The sequence below is a fragment of the Natronoarchaeum philippinense genome, from assembly GCF_900215575.1.
Classification (GTDB): domain Archaea; phylum Halobacteriota; class Halobacteria; order Halobacteriales; family Natronoarchaeaceae; genus Natronoarchaeum; species Natronoarchaeum philippinense.
On record NZ_OBEJ01000001.1, the window covers coordinates 411134 to 427393 of the forward strand.

At 66.1% G+C, this 16260-nt stretch carries 19 protein-coding genes and 1 pseudogene; 12 read left to right on the plus strand and 8 right to left on the minus strand.

The window, feature by feature from the left end:
- The first annotated feature begins 1 nt into the window (after nucleotide 1).
- Complete coding sequence (locus CRO01_RS02090; protein ID WP_097007458.1) at nucleotides 2–727, plus strand: SDR family NAD(P)-dependent oxidoreductase; 726 nt, start codon at nucleotides 2–4, stop codon at nucleotides 725–727.
- A 3-nt stretch (nucleotides 728–730) separates the two neighbouring features.
- Here the strand turns inward: CRO01_RS02090 and tmcA are convergent, their stop codons facing one another.
- The gene (gene tmcA, locus CRO01_RS02095; protein WP_097007459.1) at nucleotides 731–3049 is read right to left on the minus strand and encodes a tRNA(Met) cytidine acetyltransferase TmcA; all 2319 of its coding nucleotides are present in this window, start codon (nucleotides 3047–3049) and stop codon (nucleotides 731–733) included.
- 356 nt (nucleotides 3050–3405) lie between these two features.
- Here tmcA and rpl7ae point away from each other — a divergent pair, with 356 nt between their 5' ends.
- The 5 genes from rpl7ae (at nucleotide 3406) to CRO01_RS02120 (ending at nucleotide 5041) form a co-directional block, all read left to right on the plus strand.
- Nucleotides 3406–3768: a 50S ribosomal protein L7Ae gene (rpl7ae, locus tag CRO01_RS02100; RefSeq protein WP_097007460.1), complete on the plus strand. Its 363-nt coding sequence runs from the start codon at nucleotides 3406–3408 to the stop codon at nucleotides 3766–3768.
- A gap of 9 nt (nucleotides 3769–3777) precedes the next feature.
- Nucleotides 3778–4002, plus strand: a complete 225-nt coding sequence (locus CRO01_RS02105; RefSeq protein ID WP_097007461.1) for a 30S ribosomal protein S28e — start codon at nucleotides 3778–3780, stop codon at nucleotides 4000–4002.
- A gap of 2 nt (nucleotides 4003–4004) precedes the next feature.
- Entirely contained in the window at nucleotides 4005–4238 is a 234-nt protein-coding gene (locus tag CRO01_RS02110; RefSeq protein ID WP_097007462.1) for a 50S ribosomal protein L24e, read from the plus strand.
- Nucleotides 4235–4699 (plus strand): nucleoside-diphosphate kinase, encoded by a 465-nt coding sequence (ndk, locus tag CRO01_RS02115; protein ID WP_097007463.1) that lies wholly within the window; start codon nucleotides 4235–4237, stop codon nucleotides 4697–4699. The genes CRO01_RS02110 and ndk overlap by 4 nt, the downstream gene beginning before the upstream one ends.
- A gap of 120 nt (nucleotides 4700–4819) precedes the next feature.
- A complete protein-coding gene (locus tag CRO01_RS02120) occupies nucleotides 4820–5041 on the plus strand; it encodes a hypothetical protein (protein ID WP_143824890.1) in 222 nt (73 codons plus the stop codon).
- Between the two features lie 21 nt (nucleotides 5042–5062).
- On the opposite strand, the gene pyrI is transcribed toward CRO01_RS02120, so the two are convergent.
- Together pyrI and pyrB are read right to left on the minus strand one after the other, a co-directional pair.
- Nucleotides 5063–5521, minus strand: a complete 459-nt coding sequence (gene pyrI, locus CRO01_RS02125) for an aspartate carbamoyltransferase regulatory subunit (protein ID WP_097007465.1) — start codon at nucleotides 5519–5521, stop codon at nucleotides 5063–5065.
- Nucleotides 5518–6447: an aspartate carbamoyltransferase gene (pyrB, locus tag CRO01_RS02130; RefSeq protein ID WP_097007466.1), complete on the minus strand. Its 930-nt coding sequence runs from the start codon at nucleotides 6445–6447 to the stop codon at nucleotides 5518–5520. The genes pyrI and pyrB overlap by 4 nt, the downstream gene beginning before the upstream one ends.
- Before the next feature lie 303 nt (nucleotides 6448–6750).
- Between pyrB and CRO01_RS02135 the strand changes: the two genes are divergently transcribed.
- From CRO01_RS02135 to CRO01_RS16460, 3 genes are all read left to right on the plus strand, one after another.
- Nucleotides 6751–7182: a hypothetical protein gene (locus CRO01_RS02135; RefSeq protein ID WP_097008305.1), complete on the plus strand. Its 432-nt coding sequence runs from the start codon at nucleotides 6751–6753 to the stop codon at nucleotides 7180–7182.
- On the plus strand, nucleotides 7179–8144 hold the full coding sequence (locus CRO01_RS02140; RefSeq protein WP_097007467.1) for an alpha/beta fold hydrolase: 966 nt from the start codon (nucleotides 7179–7181) through the stop codon (nucleotides 8142–8144). The genes CRO01_RS02135 and CRO01_RS02140 overlap by 4 nt, the downstream gene beginning before the upstream one ends.
- A gap of 99 nt (nucleotides 8145–8243) precedes the next feature.
- Nucleotides 8244–8381 (plus strand): hypothetical protein, encoded by a 138-nt coding sequence (locus CRO01_RS16460; protein WP_179747373.1) that lies wholly within the window; start codon nucleotides 8244–8246, stop codon nucleotides 8379–8381.
- A 25-nt stretch (nucleotides 8382–8406) separates the two neighbouring features.
- Here CRO01_RS16460 and pstB read toward each other — a convergent pair whose 3' ends face one another.
- Genes pstB through CRO01_RS02160 form a run of 4 tightly spaced genes read right to left on the minus strand, consistent with a single transcriptional unit; the run spans nucleotide 8407 to nucleotide 13102 of the window.
- Nucleotides 8407–9345, minus strand: coding sequence for a phosphate ABC transporter ATP-binding protein PstB (gene pstB / locus CRO01_RS02145; RefSeq protein WP_097007468.1), 939 nt, complete (start codon nucleotides 9343–9345; stop codon nucleotides 8407–8409).
- Entirely contained in the window at nucleotides 9342–10895 is a 1554-nt protein-coding gene (pstA, locus tag CRO01_RS02150; protein ID WP_097007469.1) for a phosphate ABC transporter permease PstA, read from the minus strand. The genes pstB and pstA overlap by 4 nt, the downstream gene beginning before the upstream one ends.
- On the minus strand, nucleotides 10892–11968 hold the full coding sequence (gene pstC, locus CRO01_RS02155; RefSeq protein ID WP_097007470.1) for a phosphate ABC transporter permease subunit PstC: 1077 nt from the start codon (nucleotides 11966–11968) through the stop codon (nucleotides 10892–10894). Before pstC ends, pstA begins: the two co-directional genes overlap by 4 nt.
- 30 nt (nucleotides 11969–11998) lie before the next feature.
- Entirely contained in the window at nucleotides 11999–13102 is a 1104-nt protein-coding gene (locus CRO01_RS02160) for a substrate-binding domain-containing protein (RefSeq protein WP_097007471.1), read from the minus strand.
- Nucleotides 13103–13488: 386 nt separating this feature from the next.
- Here CRO01_RS02160 and dinB point away from each other — a divergent pair, with 386 nt between their 5' ends.
- Nucleotides 13489–14799, plus strand: coding sequence for a DNA polymerase IV (gene dinB / locus CRO01_RS02165; RefSeq protein ID WP_097007472.1), 1311 nt, complete (start codon nucleotides 13489–13491; stop codon nucleotides 14797–14799).
- A 55-nt stretch (nucleotides 14800–14854) separates the two neighbouring features.
- Nucleotides 14855–15037 (plus strand): annotated as a pseudogene (locus CRO01_RS17095) (DnaJ domain-containing protein); the annotation flags it as partial.
- A 29-nt stretch (nucleotides 15038–15066) separates the two neighbouring features.
- On the opposite strand, the gene CRO01_RS16880 reads toward CRO01_RS17095, so the two are convergent.
- Entirely contained in the window at nucleotides 15067–15729 is a 663-nt protein-coding gene (locus CRO01_RS16880; RefSeq protein WP_245838485.1) for a hypothetical protein, read from the minus strand.
- Between CRO01_RS16880 and CRO01_RS16885 the strand changes: the two genes are divergently transcribed.
- Complete coding sequence (locus CRO01_RS16885; protein WP_245838486.1) at nucleotides 15698–16258, plus strand: hypothetical protein; 561 nt, start codon at nucleotides 15698–15700, stop codon at nucleotides 16256–16258. The two genes, CRO01_RS16880 and CRO01_RS16885, sit on opposite strands and share 32 nt — an antisense overlap.
- Nucleotides 16259–16260 lie beyond the last annotated feature (2 nt).

Consider the following 16260-nt stretch of genomic DNA (forward strand, 5'->3'; position numbering starts at 1 on the left):
CATGACGAAAACCGCCGTGATCGTCGGTGCCTCGTCGGGAATCGGCCGAGCGCTCGCGCACGAACTCGCCGAGGCGGGCTACGATGTCGGCCTCACCGCCCGGCGTACCGAGTTGCTCGAAGAGATCGGCGCGGAACTACCCACCCACGCCTACGTCGCCACGATGGACGTGACCGACGCCGAGGACGCCCGGTCGGGGTTCCGGGAACTCGCCGACGCGATGGGCGGCGTCGACCTCGTCGTGCTCAGCGCCGGCGTCGGCGACGAGAACTGGGCTCTCGACTGGGAACCGGATCGGGACGTGATCGACGTGAACGTCCGCGGGTTCGCCGCCCTCGCAACGGCGTCGATGGCCCACTTCCGCGAACGGGGCGGCGGCCACCTCGTCGGCATCTCGTCGGTCGCCGCGCGCTTTGGCAACGGCGCCGCGCCGGCGTATAATGCCTCGAAGGCGTTCGTCTCGACGTATCTGGAAGGGCTGCGGTACAACGCAAACGGCCGAGAGGACGACATCACCGTCACGACGATCGAACCCGGCTTCGTCGACACGGAGATGGCGCTGGGCGAGAACCTCTTCTGGATGTGCTCGCCAGAGACCGCGGCGGCCCAGATCCGCCGCGCGATCGAAAAGGGGCGCACCCACGCCTACGTCACTCGACGCTGGCGACTCGTGTCGTGGTTCCTCAGCGCGATGCCGGAGTTCGTCCTGAAGCGGCTGTTCTCCTGAGTCTCAGTCGTAGCGCTCGCGCTCGGCCAGCGCGACCTCGCCGCCGTACCGATCCACGAGGGGTTGGAACGCCGCACCGAGCGCGCGCATGCACTGGCCCGAGGAGTGAAAGCCGAGCAGGTCCTCGACGGTCTCCCAGTCCCGTGCCTGAAGGACGCGCAGGATCAGCAGGCGCTCCTTCCGGTCGTCGAGAAGCCGGTCTTCGGCGTCGGCCTGTGATTCGGTATCGGAGAAGTACCGCACTGCGAGCCGCCGAAACGGCCGCGGCGATACGTCGAACATCCCCGGCCCGTACGACGAGCCGACGACGACGCGCCACTCCCAGTCGGTCAGCTCCAGTTGGGGTTCGGCGTCGACCGCGCGCAGTGCCGCCCGCGCAACGTCGGGATCGAGGTCGGCGAGCCGATCCGAGAGCACCGAGCCGATCCGGCGGGCAAACCGCGCCGCGGTCCGATCCCGCAGGTCGCGGCCGGCGTCGGTCAGCGGATCGAGCATGATCGCCGAATACTCGCCGCTGGCGTCGTTGCGCGTCGTCGAGAGATGCACCGTCGAGAAGCCGTTTTCGGACCAGAATCCGAGGAGTTCCGGCGTCGCGCCGTAGCCGACGCCGAGCCAGTCGAGACCAGCGCCGTCGGGGGTCTCGGCCGCGCTCGCTCGCTCGCGCACGGCCGAGAGGAGTTCCGAGCCCAGTCCCCGAGAGCGCGCGGCGTGATGCGTTGCGATCCGGAGGACGCGCCACCCGACGGGGATTGCGGCGTCCTCGTCGCGGAGCTGAGTGGTCAGCACGTCGGGGAGCATGTTCCCGCGCACGCGCTCGCCGTCGTACATCCGGGCGCGCAAGTCGGCCGAAAGCCCGCCCTCGCGGGCCAACAGCGCGACCGAAACGACGTGCCCGTCGACGAGCAGCGCCTCGACGGCGAGATTCGGCGCGTCGAGCAGTCTGGCGAGGTCGTTCGGTTCGGTCCGGTAGTGGGCGAGCACGAGCAGGCCGAACGTCTCGCGTAGCAGGTTCGGATCGGCCAGCAACTCCTCGGCGTCGAGCCGCCGCCGCGTCGCGGTCTCGGGGTCGGCGTCGGCGACAAGTTGCTCGACCGGCGGGCGGGCGTCGAGCAGCAGGGCGTCGAACGCCCAGACTTCGACCGGGTCGCCCGGCGCGTAGCGGATCGGCTCGGACAGCGTCGCCTCGATCACCTCGTGGCGCCCCTCGTCGAGTCGGTCGCGGAACCGGACCGAGAACCCCCGTCCGGCACCCTCGTACCCGTGGACGGTCGTGGCGAAAGCGACGCGGTCGGCGTCGAGAAAGCGTTCGAGTAAGCCGACCGACAGCGCAGCAGCCTCGTCGACGATCACTGCGTCGGCGTCGCCGGCGCGTTCGGCGGCGTCGGCCGGTTCCGCAAACGTCAGCGAGCCGCTGTTGGGAATATCGATGCTGCGCGACCGGTTCGAGCCGTCGCTCGGCCGGTCGAGCAGCGCCTCGGCGCGCGCGAACAGTTCGTGCACGCTCCGGAACTCCGGCGCGGTCACGAGCACGTCGGCGCCGTCGGCGACAAGACTGCCGGCGGCCAGCCCGGCCGCGCTCGACTTGCCGCGGCCGCGGTCGGACTCGATCACGACCGCGCTGGCCTCGGCGGCGTCATCACGGTCGTTCGCAGCGCCTGCGAGTGCTTCGAGCGCGTTCAGGGCGTCGGCTTGGTCGTCGGTCAGACACGCCTCGTACGCTTCGGCCGGAAACACGCCACCGCTGGCGGACGCCGCGGTCGCGTCGGCGTCCTGCCCAATGAGACGCGGGGCCGGATCGGTCAGTCCGTCGTCCTCGACGACGCCGCCGTCAAGATCGAGGATGCCGACGCCGCGGTGAGCGCGCAGGGTTTCGACGAATCGACGCCTGAAGTGCCCCGTCACGTCCTCAGCTTCGAAGGGTGGGACGGCGAGGCTCTCGTCGAAGCCGTCGCGGCGCTCGGGCCACTCGTCGAGCGGCGGCGTCAGTAAGAGGAGGAGGCCGCCGCCGTCGACCGCACCCGCGACCCGTCCGACGGCGTTCGGGCGCAAGGCGTCGTGGCAGTCGATTGCAACAGCCTCGCGAGTCGTCCCGAGCAACTCGACCGCGCGGTGCTGCTCGACGCGCTCACAGTCCAGTCGGTCCTTCGGACCCAACAGTGTCGTCGCACCGCGGTCGATCCCGGCCGCGTCGAGCGCCTCGGCCGCGGCGTCGTAACAGCGGTCGCGGCCGCCCGCGAGCACCAGCAGGCGGCGCTCGTCGAGGGCGGCGGCTTCCGCTCGGAGCGCGGCGGCAACGGCCGCGACGGCGTCGAGGGATGTCACTACCGAACCGTTGTCGGGTGGGCAAGTAATCTCTTGGCTTCGCTGCTCGCTCGGCCGCCGAGACCCCGCCGTGGCATCGTCGTACCACAGACGCGAAGGGAGGGCTGCTCCCTGCTGCCCGGACCCACGGCTCAGATACTGGCACTGGCGTGTGTCGCCTTCCCACTGCCTCTCGCGTTTGAAAGCGCTTTTATGGGGTGGTGTGCAACGAAAGGTTACAGCCTGCGCGGGGTTGATGATGCTCCTAGCCACACAGGACAGTCGCCGGTCGCCGTCGCGGCGGTCGGAGCGGACGGCCAAACAGGCCGGCCGGACGGCAGGGGAGCGCGAGCCCACGCGCGGGAGGTGATCCACACATGCCAGTATACGTAGACTTCGACGTCCCAGCCGACCTCCAGGACGACGCCGTAGAGACCCTGGAAGTCGCACGAGACACGGGTACAGTCAAGAAAGGAACCAACGAGACCACCAAGGCGGTCGAGCGCGGCAACGCCGAGCTCGTCTACGTCGCCGAGGACGTTCAGCCCGAGGAGATCGTGATGCACCTGCCCGAGCTCGCCAACGAGAAGGGCATCCCGGTCGTCTTCATCGAGACTCAGGACGACGTGGGGCACGCTGCCGGGCTGGAAGTCGGTAGCGCCGCCGCGGCGATCGTCGACGCCGGCGAGGCGTCCGACGACGTCGAGGAGATCGCAACCAAGGTCGAGGACCTTCAGTAGAGATCTCCCATGAGCGCAGAAGAGTCTGAAAGCGGATCCACGCCCGCCGAAGTGATCGAGATCGTGGGCAAGACCGGGATGCACGGCGAGGCCATGCAGGTCAAGTGCCGCATCCGGGAGGGCGAGAATCAGGGCCGCATCATCACGCGGAACGTTCTCGGCCCCGTCCGAGAGGGCGACGTCCTCCAGCTCCGCGAAACCGCCCGCGAAGCCGACTCCATCGGAGGTCAGTGACGATGCCCCAGACGAGAGAATGTGACTACTGTGGCGGCGACATCCCCCCGGGAACGGGAACGATGCTCGTTCGCACGAGCGGTCAGACGATCCACTACTGCTCCAGCAAGTGCGAGAAAAACGCCGATCTCGGCCGCGAACCCCGCGATGTCGAGTGGACCGAGGCCGGCGGTAGCCGCGAGCGTCGCGCCGCCGACGCCGAAGAGGAACAGGACGCAGAGGACGACGAAGAATGAGCGAGCGCGAGCGCACCTTCGTGATGGTCAAGCCCGACGCCTTCGCGCGCGGGCTCGCCGGTGAGATTATCTCCCGGTTCGAAGAGCGCGGCCTGAAGCTCGTCGGCATGAAGCTCGAAGTGCTCGACCGCGAGCACGCCGAAGAGCACTACGGCGAGCACGAGGACAAGCCGTTCTTCGACGACCTCGTGGACTTCATCACGTCCGGCCCCGTCGTCCCGATGGTTTGGGAGGGCGAGGACGCGACCCGGCAGGTCCGCCAGATGATCGGCGCGACCGATCCCGCCGAAGCCGCACCCGGTACGATCCGGGGCGACTACGCGCTGGATCTCGGCCGGAACGTCGTTCACGCCGCCGACCACGAGGACGAGGGCGCGAACGAGCGCGAGATCTCGCTGTTCTTCGACGACGACGAACTCGTCGAGTACGACCAGCACGACGCGAGCTGGCTCTACGAGTAATCGATCGGTTTTCTCTTTCGCGGTCCACGTCGACGAGCAGCGAAGCGGCCGTCGGCGTCTATGTCAAACAACTGTTTGAGCGTTCGGAACGAATTATACGCTCACGCTGCACTCTCCGATATGGCAACTCGCAATTCTCGTCCGGAAGTGCCGACGTGGCTCGCCGGACTGATACTGGTGGCTGTCGTCGCAGCAAGCGGCTACGTGTTCGTCTTCGGCGGCGAGCCGAGGACGCCGATGCTTGCGCTGTTCGGGGCAGTCGGAACCGGAATCTCGCTGTTCACGCTGTGGCTCTTCTATCGCTTCGTCGTGGCAGTCGAGACAATCGCGGACGCGCAGTAATCGGCCCGAATCGCGGCGGCCTCAGGTGTCGATGTGGTCGGGCAGACGATCGCGGATAATCGTCTCGCAGTAGACACAGCGAACCTCGTCGTTGAGCACCTCGAACTTCGAGTCGACGGGTTCGTCGTCGGTCGTGATGCAGTTGCGGTTCGGACACGAGAGCACGCCTTCGACGAACTCGGGGCGATCGAGGCGGCGCTTGTCGACGACCTCGTAGTCGCTGACGATGTTGATCGTCGCGTCGGGCGCGATCAGCGAGAGCACGTCCACCTCGTCTTGGCTGAGTTCGCGGCCCTCGACTTTGACGATGTCCTTACGGCCGAGTCGGTCGCTGGGGACGTTCATGCCGACGCTGACCTCCTCGCCGCTCGAGCCGTCGATGCCGAGGATGGCGAGCACGTTCAGCGCCTGCCCGCCGGTGACGTGGTCGATCACCGTGCCGTTGCGGATCTTGCTGACGCGGAGTTCGTGGTCGCTCATTCCTCGTCACCTCGCTCGTTCGTGAGCAGCAGATCCAGCAGCGCCATCCGAACCGGGACGCCGTTGTGGGCCTGCTCGAAGTAGTGGGCGTGCTCGGTGTCGTCGATCTCAGGTTCGATCTCGTCGACGCGGGGCAGGGGGTGCATCACGACCAGCTCGTCGTCGGCGTCCTCCAGCGTGTCGGCGTCGATCTGGTACTCGCCGGCGATGGCGTGGTACTCGTTCTCGTCGGGGAACCGTTCGCGCTGGATCCGCGTGACGTAGAGCACGTCGAGTTCCGGGAGAATCGTCTTCAGATCGGTGTGTTCGCGCACTTTCGCACCGGCTTCGTGGAGGTCGTAGCGAACGCTTCGGGGGAGCTTGAGGCTCTCGGGACTGATGAAATGTTGGCGCACGTCGAAGTTCGTCAGGACGTTCGCCAGCGAGTGCACCGTCCGGCCGTACTTCAGGTCGCCCATGATGCCGACGGTCAGGTCGTCTAGCCCGTCCGCGGCCTCGCGCATCGTATAGAGATCCAGCAGCGTTTGGGTGGGGTGGTGGCCCGCGCCGTCGCCCGCGTTGACCAGCGGCACGTCGACGAACTCGCTGGCCATCTGGGCCGACCCCTGACGGGGGTGGCGAAGCACCAGCGCGTCGGCGTACCCCTCGATCACGCGGACCGTGTCCGCGAGGCTCTCGCCTTTCTTCACGCTGGAGGATTCGACCGATCCCATGTCGACGATATCGCCGCCGAGGCGCTTGATCGCGGTTTCGAAGCTCATCTTCGTACGCGTGCTCGGCTCGAAAAAGAGCAGGCCGAGCAGCTTGTCCGCGTGGCGCTCACGGACGGCTGCCGGGTTCGCGGCAATCTCGGCCGCGCGGTCGAGAACCGTCTCGACGTCCTCCCGTGACAGCTGTTTCGCAGTGACGAGGTGCTCGTGCCGCATTGTTACTCTGGCGTCGCCCGTCCCTCTTGAATCTCTCCATCTCAGACGGGGGTCAGCAGCGCCGCCGTTCGGCCCCGCGTCCCGAAAGATGTCTCATCTTGGTGATAGTACGCCGGTGATGCGAACGATCTAGGGTCGAACATAGCAACCGATGACTACGCGGGGGCAGATGCGAGCAGGCGACGCCGATATCCGAGGCAACGCAAAGTACGGCAGCGTTACTCGGCACACAGCATCGAACTATCGACACGGTTTATTCCGGCGTTGCTGGTACGACACAGCGCCCGAACGGGCATGATACACGTGTCAACGACTGAGTTCGCAAGCCACGGCTGGTGGGAGCGGTACAAGGAGACGGTCAACGACGACCCCGAGATGCAGGTACGAGGTCACGACAAGTTCGACACCAACTTCTACGTCGATATCGGCGACGAGCGGTTCCTGATCGAGATGAACGACGGACACGTCGACGACGTGGTCCCGGACCCGGCGCTGAACAACCGCTGGGAGTTCGGCGTCGAGGGCGACCGCGAGACGTGGGAGGAGTTCGTCGCGGAGACCCCGCCGGCGTTCAACCACGAGATCATCGCCTCGAACTATCGGGCGGCGGTCCGAAACGAGGACAACCGGCTGGAGCTGACGGGCGACAACAAGAAAATCTTCCAGAATCTGCGGGCGTTCCAGCGCGCGCTGGACCTGATGCGCGAGGCTAACGTCAACGGAGGTGGCTCATGAGCACCGAAGACATCGACGCCGTCGACGAGGTCACCGGACGCTACGTCACCGTCGACGTGGGGGGCGTCGACCACCGGGTCTACTTCGAGGAAAACGGTCCCGAGGACGGCATCCCGCTGCTGTGCCAGCACACGGCCGGCTGTAACAATCAGGAGTGGCGCCAAGTCCTCCGGGACGAGGAGATCACCGACCAGTTCCGCGTGATCGCCTACGACCTGCCCTTCCACGGCAAGTCGGCGCCGCCGACGAGCCAAGAGTGGTGGACCGAGGACTACTCGATGACCGGCGAGCAGTTCGCCGAGCGGATCGTCGCCATCGCGGACGCGCTCGAACTCGACGATCCGATCTATCTCGGCTGCTCGATGGGCGGGAACATCTCGCTCGAACTCGCCGACTGGTACCCCGAGCGGTTCCGCGCGATCATCGGGCTGGAGGCCGGCGCGCACAGCCCCGGCTTCTACATCGACTGGCTCGACCACCCCGAGGTCAATACCACGGAGGTCAACGCCTACTCCTGCTGGGGACTGATGGCGCCACAGGGCCCCGAGAACGCCCGGCGCGAGACGATGTATCACTACGAGCAGGGCGCCAACGGCGTGTTCAAAGGCGACCTGTACTACTACTCGGTCGACCACGACTACCGCGACAAGCTGGGCGGCATCGACGCGACCGAGACGCCGCTGTACGCGGTCAACGGCGAGTACGACTACCTGACGACACCCGAGGACGCCCGCGACATCGCCGACGGCGTCGGCGAGGGCGCGACGGCGATGGAGATGTCCGACATCGGTCACTTCCCGATGAGCGAGAATCCGACGCTGTTTAACGCCTACCTGAAGGAAATCCTCGCTGACGTGACCGGTGAGCGCGACGAGGCGCTGCCCGACACGATCACTCCGGAGGACGTGGGTGTCGAAGTCGAGAAAGTAAAGGCCGGTGCGGTGCCCGAAGAGGCCGACTGATCGCGACCACTTTTTTGCCAGTTATCGTCGTATACATGCCAAATACGTACACAGGCCGCCGATAACGTCTTATACAAGCAGCCTACTGTCTCAGGCAGGATGGACGACAGTGCGGAAGCGCGAGGACAGTACCGAGGCCGCGAAACTGACGACGGCGATATCGAAATCTACGACGCCGACAACGACGACGCGTGGATCATCTCTGACACGACGATGCACCGAGCGTGGAACGCCTGACGGGGCGGCGGGACGCCGAAGCCGATTATCCGAACTTACCGGTGACGTAGTCTTCGACCCGGTCGCTCTCGGGGTTCTCGAAGATCTTGTCGGTCTGGTCGTACTCGACGAGCTGGCCGCCGGTGAGGAACACGGCGGTCTGGTCGCTGATCCGGGCGGCCTGTTGCATGTTGTGCGTGACGACGACGACGGTGTACTCCTCGGCGAGTTCCTCGATCAGGTCCTCGATCTTGGCCGTCGCGACGGGGTCGAGCGCGCTCGCGGGCTCGTCCATCAGGATCACGTCGGGATCGACCGCCAGACAGCGCGCGATGCAGAGCCGCTGTTGCTGGCCGCCCGAGAGTCCGAGCGCGTTGTCGTCGAGCCGGTCGCTGACTTCCTCCCAGAGAGCTGACTGACGCAGACAGCGCTCGACGAGTTCGTCCTCGCGCTGTTGATCGTCGTTGCCGAGCAACCGTCCGAGCAGGCCGGTGTTCAGGTCGCCGTGTTTCCGCGGGCCGTAGGCGATGTTGTCCCGCACCGACTTCGGGAACGGGTTCGGGCTCTGGAACACCATCCCCACGCGTTTGCGGAGCTGCACGAGATCGGTGTCGCCCTCGTAGATGTTCTCGTCCCCGACTTCGACGGTGCCCTCCACGCGGGCGCTGTCGATACGGTCGTTCATTCGGTTGAGACACCGGAGGAACGTCGACTTCCCGCATCCCGAGGGGCCGATCAGCGCGGTCACGCTCTTTTCGGGGATCTCCATCGAGATGTCGTCGATCGCGTGGTCGTCGCCGTAGTAAACATCGAGATCCGACACCGAAATCGCGGCGTCGTCCTCGAACTCGTACTCCACCCACGACTCGTCGAGTTGCTCGTCGGTTTCGGCGTCGACCGTGTGTGTGCCCACAGCGGGGTCGCCGCTTCCCACGTCGTCCGCCGGCTGTTCCACTCGCGTCGATGTCGTCGATTGGTCACTCATTGGTGTAGTTTCCTCCTGAAGTAGATCCGCGAGGCGATGCCGATGGCGTAGAAGCCAAGCACCACCATCAGCAGCACGAGGGCGGTCCCCCACCCGAACGCTTCTTCCTGCCCGACCCCGGCCGTGATGACTGCATAGAGTTGGTAGGGCAGCGCGCTAGAGGCCTGCAGCAACGCCTCGTTCTGGACGAACGGCGGCGTCGCCACGAACCGGAACGAGCCGAGGATGCTCGGCGCGCGTGCCGGGAACGGCTGACCGCTGGTGACCAGTAGAATCGGCGCCGTCTCGCCGGCGATTCGTCCGACACCGAGGATGACGCCGGTGATCACGCCCGGCATCGCCGCCGGCAGGACGACGCTGCGAATCGTCTGCCACTGGTTGACGCCGAGCGCGGCGCTGGCGTCGCGGTACTCGTCGGGGACGCTCTTGAGCGACTCCCGGCTGGTGATCACGACCAGCGGGAGGAGCATGAACCCGAGCACGAACATCCCCGCCAGCAGCGAGTTGCTGTTGCCGAAGCGAGGCACCAGAAACGCGTAGCCGAACAGACCGTAGACGATGCTTGGCGTGCTCCAGAGCGCGTTCGTCGCCGTCTCGATGACGGCGGTGAACCGCCCCTGTTCGGCGTACTCGGTGAGGAACACGGCGGCGCCGATCCCCATCGGGACCGCGAGCACCACCGCACCGATCACCAGCCAGACCGTCCCGACGATCGCCGGGAAGATGCCGTTGAACTGCTGGCCCAGCATGACACCCTTCGTCACGAAGGGAACCGAGATGCTCAGCCCGGGACCGAGCTGTGCGCCTTCGAGCAGCTTCGGCAGCCCCTTGCGGACCACGAAGAGGATCAGCAACAGCAGCACGGCGATCATCCCGAAGGCGTTCAGACCGATCAGCAGGTACGCGCCGTTCTGGCGGCCCTGACTGCCGAACCCTTCCGAGACGATCGCGCCGCTCCAAGCGACGAGCAGGCTGAGCGCGATCGTCGCCAGCGGCACGACGATCGGCGCATAGAACGTCGCCTCCAGCGACGGCGGGTTCCAGAACCAACTCGCGTCGACGATACCCGTGACCAGCAGCGCGCCCCACGCCAGCGAGAGCAGCCCGACCGGGAGCGTGGTGCCGAGGTCCTCGGGGAGGACAGCGACCACCCCAACGGTCACCAGCGCGACTCCGAGCCCCACGGCCACGCTACCGGTCGCACCGACGCCGAAGGCGATCGTCGTCACCAGCCCGCCGACAGCGAAGCCGAGGACGCCGAACCCGACGCCAGTTCCGATCCCGGTGTACTGGTCGGCGGTGGTCTCGAAGATGCCGACGTACGACGCGAGCCCGGCACTGATCAGTCCAGCGCCCGCCAGCAGGAACACTGCGCCAAAGAGCGTGAACAGCGAGAGGCCCGCGACGGCGGTGTCGGGGCTCGTTCGCTGGAACAGCGTCGTCCAGCCCAGCAGGAACGTCATGATCGAGAGGCCGACGATGCCCAGCGCGACACGATCGAACGCGCCGAGAGCGGGCGCAGCAGTCCGGTTTGTGGCTTCTCCGCTCATGATTCACCCTGCAACTGGTGTTGCATGCGGTTCTCGACGTACTGCGATGCGATCGAGAGCGCTGTCACGCTGACGAACAGCACCACGCCGGCGGCGAACAGCGCGTTCATGTGGGTACTGCTCGCGACGCCGTACTGGCTCGCGATGAGGCTGGTCAGCGTCTCGGTGTTACCGAAGACGTCGTACAGCGGATCGGGGAGACGCTGGGCGTGGCCCAGAATCACGGTCGCCGCCATCGTCTCGCCGACCGCGCGGCCGACGCCGAGCAGCACCGCGGCGGAGACGCCCGAGAACGCCGCCGGGATCGTGATGCTCTTGATCGTCTGCCAGTCCGTCGTCCCGAGCGCGAGCGAGCCGCTTTTCATCGACTCGGGAACGCTCGAAATGGCGTCCTCAGCGACGGAGACGACCGTCGGAAGCGACATCAATCCGACGACGACGCCGACGATGACGAGGCTACCCGACGTGGGCAGCTCGAGGTTCTCCATCATGTAGTCGTTGAGGATCGTGAAGCCGATGAATCCGTAGACGATCGAGGGGATACCCGCGAGCGTCTCGATGGCGGGCTTGACGATCTCGCGGACGGCATCGGGCGCGATCTCGCTGATGAACAGCGCGCCCGCGACGCCGAGCGGGCCGGCGATCAGCATCGCCAAGATCGTCGTGACGAGCGTACCCCAGATCATCGGAACGAGAGAGTACACTTCCTCGCCGCGGGTTCGCCACATCGGTTCGGAGGTGTAGGTGAACATGTCCGCACCCATGTACCGTATCGCGGGCAGCGCCTCGACGATGAGGTAGACGGTGATCAGCGCGAGGATCGTTCCGGTGCCGATCGTCGCCAAGAAGCTCAGCGCCTTCGCTGTCTCCGCTTGATAGTCATAAAGCCCGTACGTGACCGTAAGCAGGAAGCCGACGATAGGCAGCGCCGTGAACGACGAGCCGATCAGGAACGCGACTGCCGACGCAAGCAGACACAGCGCTCCCGCTGCCCCGAGCGCGACGACGCGGTCGTCGGCCGCCTCGACCCCGAACCGCTCTCGTACTTGTTGGTGTAGTTCTGTCGTTGACATAAAATAACGGTAGTTGAACGGCGACGCGCGTTAGTTCGTCTGCTCGGGCAGCTTGGCGCGCTGTTCCTCGCGCTCCTCAGGCGGGAGCATGAAGTAGTCGTTCGGCTTGACGAAGTGGAGCTGGCCGAACTCGCTGAGCAGCATGTTGATGAACGCCGCCTCCTTCTTGCTGGTCCCCTCGTAGGTGTAGCAGTGAAGCTCGCGCGAGAGCGGGTAGTCCTTCGAGCCGAGGTTCTCGCCGAGCGTGTAGGTCGTGCCGTCCAGTTCGAGCGAGACCGCCGGGTTGCGGTTCTGGTCGACGAACGCGAGTGCGAGATAGGCGATCGCGTTGTCGGAGTTGGCGAGCGTCGTCTGGACCTGCTGGTTCTGACCCTGACGGACGTCGACGCCGGGCATCTCGGCCTCCGGGCCGCCGAGCAGATTCGTCCGGAACGCCGTGTCGGTGCCGGAGCCGACCGCACGGCCGACAGCCTGAATCTCCTTGTCGGGGCCGTCGTAGCTGGGGATTTCGGACCAGTTCGTGATGTTGCCCTTGTAGATGTCGCGGACCTGATCGCCGGTCAGCTTCGTGACGCCGGCGTCGTAGACCTCCTTGCTCACGGAGATAGGCTGGCCGTCACGTGCGACGACGTGGTCGGTGTACTTGTCGAGTTCCTCCTCGCTGGCGTCGGGAAGCTCGGCCGAGACGGGCGCGCTGGCGTCACCGATGTCGACCTGTTCGTTTGCGACCTTCTCGATGCCAGTCCCGGAGTGGCTGAGACCGACGCTGACACGGAACGGCGGCGCGGAGCCCTCTCCGGGCTCGAAACCGTACAGGCCGCCCCAGTAGTTGGCCAGCCGTTTGTCGTCGGGGTTGTCGATCTGATCGTAGCCGGGCGCCGTCCCCTCGGAGTTCGAGCCCCAGTACTCGCCGTCGTCGGCCGGGTGATTGGACGTCCAGTACGACGCCGCGTCGGACGTGATCGGATACACCGTCGAGGAACCGTCGGCCGTCAGCGGACCGGGGCCGCCGCTTCCTTCCTCGCCCGAACCGAGACAGCCGACCAGTGCCGCGCTGGCCGCGACGCCACTCGTACCAAGGAACGTTCGGCGCGACACAGTGCTATTCCGAGAGCCGCTTTCGTCAGGTGCCATCGAGTGAACACCAACCGGGAACACTCAAAAGCTATGCTAATTGCTATATTTACTGGCTATAGTCTATATACTGCAGTACGTACCGGTACGTGACGCTCCGTTCCGCGTCGGGGCGACTGTCCGCGAGTCGGCTTCGATATGAGATTGCTGGAGGAATTGGACGCTGTACGGCCGCATCAGCGACTCGATTTTGACTCAGACGCGACACGAAGCCTAGGCAATCGGTGTCTGTAGACCAAAGAGCGCTCCAGAAGTACAGCACTCGTACGGCCGCAAACAGATTTCTATATAGTTATACGTATCAAAACAGACCAGTTCGATCCCCAGCAGCACCGACGAACCGGCCAGCCGAGGGATTTAACGAATTCGGCCCGCAACTGACGGACATGACCGACCGGGGGGACGGAACGCTGCCGGGTGTCGACGGCGGCGCGCCCGACCAGATCGTCCTCCACGTCGATATGGACTGCTTTTATGCCGCCTGCGAGCGCCTGCGCGAACCCGAACTTGAGGGCGAACCGCTCGTCGTCGGGATGGGCTACGAGCCCGGCGACGACATCGGCGCGGTCGCGACGGCGAGTTACGAGGCCCGCGAGCACGGCGTCGAGAGCGCACAGGCCATCTCGACGGCGCTGGAACGGCTCCCGAGGAAGGCTGATCCCGACAACGGCGACCCCGCGGGCTACTACCGACCGGTCGATCTCGACTACTACTCGGAGATCGCCGCCGAGGTCAAAGCGATCCTCCACGACTGCGCCGACGTGGTTCGGGAGGTCAGCATCGACGAAGCGTATCTCGATGTCACCGACCGTACCGGCTGGAGCGTCGCCGAGGGGTTCGCGCGCCACGTGAAAAATCGGATCGAGCGCGAGGTCGGCGTCGTCGCCAGCGTCGGCGTCGCGCCCACGCTCAGCGCCGCGAAAGTCGCCAGTGACCGGGACAAGCCCGACGGGCTCGTCGTCGTCGAGCCCGGTGAGGTCGCCGATTTCTTCGCCCCGCTCGACATCGAGGCGGTCCACGGCGTCGGGCCGGTGACCGCCCGCGAACTCCGCGAGATGGGGATCGAAACGGCCGGTGATCTCGCTGCCGCCGATCCTCACGAACTCGAATCCCGCTTTGGCGAGCGCGGGAGAGAACTGTACGACCGCGCGCGTGGCGCCGACGACCGCGCGGTGACGCCGACGGGCGATCCAAAGAGCCTCTCGCGGGAGTCGGCGTTCGCCGAGGCCGTCGAGGACGCCGACCGGAAGCGCGACCAGCTCCGAGCGCTCGCGGAAGCCGTCGCCGACCGCGCCAGCCGCGAGGGCGCCCAGTACCGGACGATCGGCGTCAAGGCCGTGACGCCGCCCTACGACATCAACACGCGTGAGCGATCGCTGCCCGGGCCCGTCGAGGACGCCGATCTCGTCGAGGAGATCGCACTGGAACTATTCGCGGAGTTCGACGACGAGCCGGTCCGGAAAGTCGGCGTCAGGCTGTCGAACCTCTCGTTTGCAGGGGGCGAGCAGGCACGGTTGACGGGCTGGGACGGCGTCGATCGTTCGGGAGCAGAGGACCAACAGGCCACGGTGGACGCCGACGGGCCGGCTGCTGACGCACCAGTCGACGACGCCGAGACAGCTACCGACGAGGACGCCGAAGTGCAGGACGCGAACGGCCCGAACACGGCGGGCCAGTCGTCACTTGCGGACTTTTAGCGTATTCCTTGCAATTATATGGTTGCATATCCTTTGCGTCGGTAAACGGGTCTCTATGACGAAGGATTTCTACGATCTGCTCGGTATCGACGACGATGCCTCGAAAGACGAGGTCCGAGACGCGTTCCGGGAGATGGTCCAGGAGTACCACCCCGACCGGAACGACGACCCCCGAGCGACTGCGCAGTTCACTGCCATCAAGAAAGCCTACGACACGCTCAAAGATCCCTCTGAGCGCCAGTCCTACGACCGGCTCGGGCACACGACCTACGTCGCAAAGCGCATGGACGGGATGCCCGATCCGAGCAGCTGGCCGTCCGACGACGAGGACGGCGCTTCCTCGACCAGTTCCACGTCGAGCACTGGATCCTCGCGCACGTCGAGTTCCGGTACGTCGAGCACGACCGGCACATCCGGCAGCTCGACCTCACGGTCGACAGGCTCCAGCTCGTCCCGATCGACGACTGGATCGTCGAGTTCCGCCCGAACCGGTTCGGGGACGAGCAGTTCGCGCTCCAGTTCCAGCACGTCGAACTCGTCTCGCTCGGGGTCGTCGAGCACTTCGCGGTCCAGCACTGGATCGTCACGATCCAGTTCGTCGGGAACCGCCTCGAGTTCGTCCGGTTCCACCCGCTCCGGATCGTCGACCTCATCGCGCTCTGGTTCGAGCACCACCGGTTCCGGATCGTCGAGAACCAGTGCAAGCGCATCCGCCAACGCAACAACGAACTCGGCGAGCGCAAGTGGTTCGACCGTCGGCGACGGCGGCACCGCGCAAGCCAGCGGTGCTGACGCCGCCGCGGCCGCGGCCGGCGGATCGACCGGGACGGCTGGCGGTGCGACCGGCTCGGCCGACGACGCGGCAGCGAGCGAAGACGCCGGCGGCGTCGCCGCACTGTTGTTCGATAACGCGCTGGCGAACTGGTTCAAGACGGCCTCGCTGGGCTGGCCGCTGATTTTCCTCTCGATCGCGCTGTACGTCGGCGGCGTCGGCTACTACGGCTACGCCAACCGGTCGGGACTGTCGACGCTGGCCGGCGAACTCCGGACTGCTGGCACAGACGTGGAGGCACTGCGAGCGGTGCTCAGCAGCGGACGCTACGGCGTCACGTCGGGTTGGGAGTACGTCAACTCCGTCACGGTCGGCGGAGTCGGCGGCGCCGCGGGCGGGCTGTTCGTCGCCGGAGCGGCGCTCATGCCGATCGTCTTCCTCGTCGTGATCAGGAAGACCCGCCAGTACTACGGGTGGGACCCCTCGTATCTGTACGTCCTCGGCGTCGTCACGCCCGTAATCGGCCTCGGTGTCAGCGCCGCGGTCGGCACCGGCGCCGTGGCGTCGATCTCGGCCGTGCCGCTGGCGGTCGAACTGCTGTGTTACGGCGTCGTTCCGGGGCTGGCGATCGCGGGCTTGCTCGGTCGCGGATTCGTCTGGCCGCGGCTCAAAGCGATTCGGTCGTAACC

Excerpts from the sequence above, each read along its gene's own strand:
- CRO01_RS02090 (WP_097007458.1), top strand. The coding sequence starts at position 2 with ATGACGAAAACCGCCGTGATCGTCGGTGCCTCGTCGGGAATCGGCCGA.
- rpl7ae (WP_097007460.1), top strand. The coding sequence starts at position 3,406 with ATGCCAGTATACGTAGACTTCGACGTCCCAGCCGACCTCCAGGACGAC.
- CRO01_RS02105 (WP_097007461.1), top strand. The coding sequence starts at position 3,778 with ATGAGCGCAGAAGAGTCTGAAAGCGGATCCACGCCCGCCGAAGTGATC.
- CRO01_RS02110 (WP_097007462.1), top strand. The coding sequence starts at position 4,005 with ATGCCCCAGACGAGAGAATGTGACTACTGTGGCGGCGACATCCCCCCG.
- ndk (WP_097007463.1), top strand. The coding sequence starts at position 4,235 with ATGAGCGAGCGCGAGCGCACCTTCGTGATGGTCAAGCCCGACGCCTTC.
- CRO01_RS02120 (WP_143824890.1), top strand. The coding sequence starts at position 4,820 with ATGGCAACTCGCAATTCTCGTCCGGAAGTGCCGACGTGGCTCGCCGGA.
- pyrI (WP_097007465.1), bottom strand. The coding sequence starts at position 5,521 with ATGAGCGACCACGAACTCCGCGTCAGCAAGATCCGCAACGGCACGGTG.
- pyrB (WP_097007466.1), bottom strand. The coding sequence starts at position 6,447 with ATGCGGCACGAGCACCTCGTCACTGCGAAACAGCTGTCACGGGAGGAC.
- CRO01_RS02140 (WP_097007467.1), top strand. The coding sequence starts at position 7,179 with ATGAGCACCGAAGACATCGACGCCGTCGACGAGGTCACCGGACGCTAC.
- CRO01_RS16460 (WP_179747373.1), top strand. The coding sequence starts at position 8,244 with ATGGACGACAGTGCGGAAGCGCGAGGACAGTACCGAGGCCGCGAAACT.
- pstB (WP_097007468.1), bottom strand. The coding sequence starts at position 9,345 with ATGAGTGACCAATCGACGACATCGACGCGAGTGGAACAGCCGGCGGAC.
- pstA (WP_097007469.1), bottom strand. The coding sequence starts at position 10,895 with ATGAGCGGAGAAGCCACAAACCGGACTGCTGCGCCCGCTCTCGGCGCG.
- pstC (WP_097007470.1), bottom strand. The coding sequence starts at position 11,968 with ATGTCAACGACAGAACTACACCAACAAGTACGAGAGCGGTTCGGGGTC.
- CRO01_RS02160 (WP_097007471.1), bottom strand. The coding sequence starts at position 13,102 with ATGGCACCTGACGAAAGCGGCTCTCGGAATAGCACTGTGTCGCGCCGA.
- dinB (WP_097007472.1), top strand. The coding sequence starts at position 13,489 with ATGACCGACCGGGGGGACGGAACGCTGCCGGGTGTCGACGGCGGCGCG.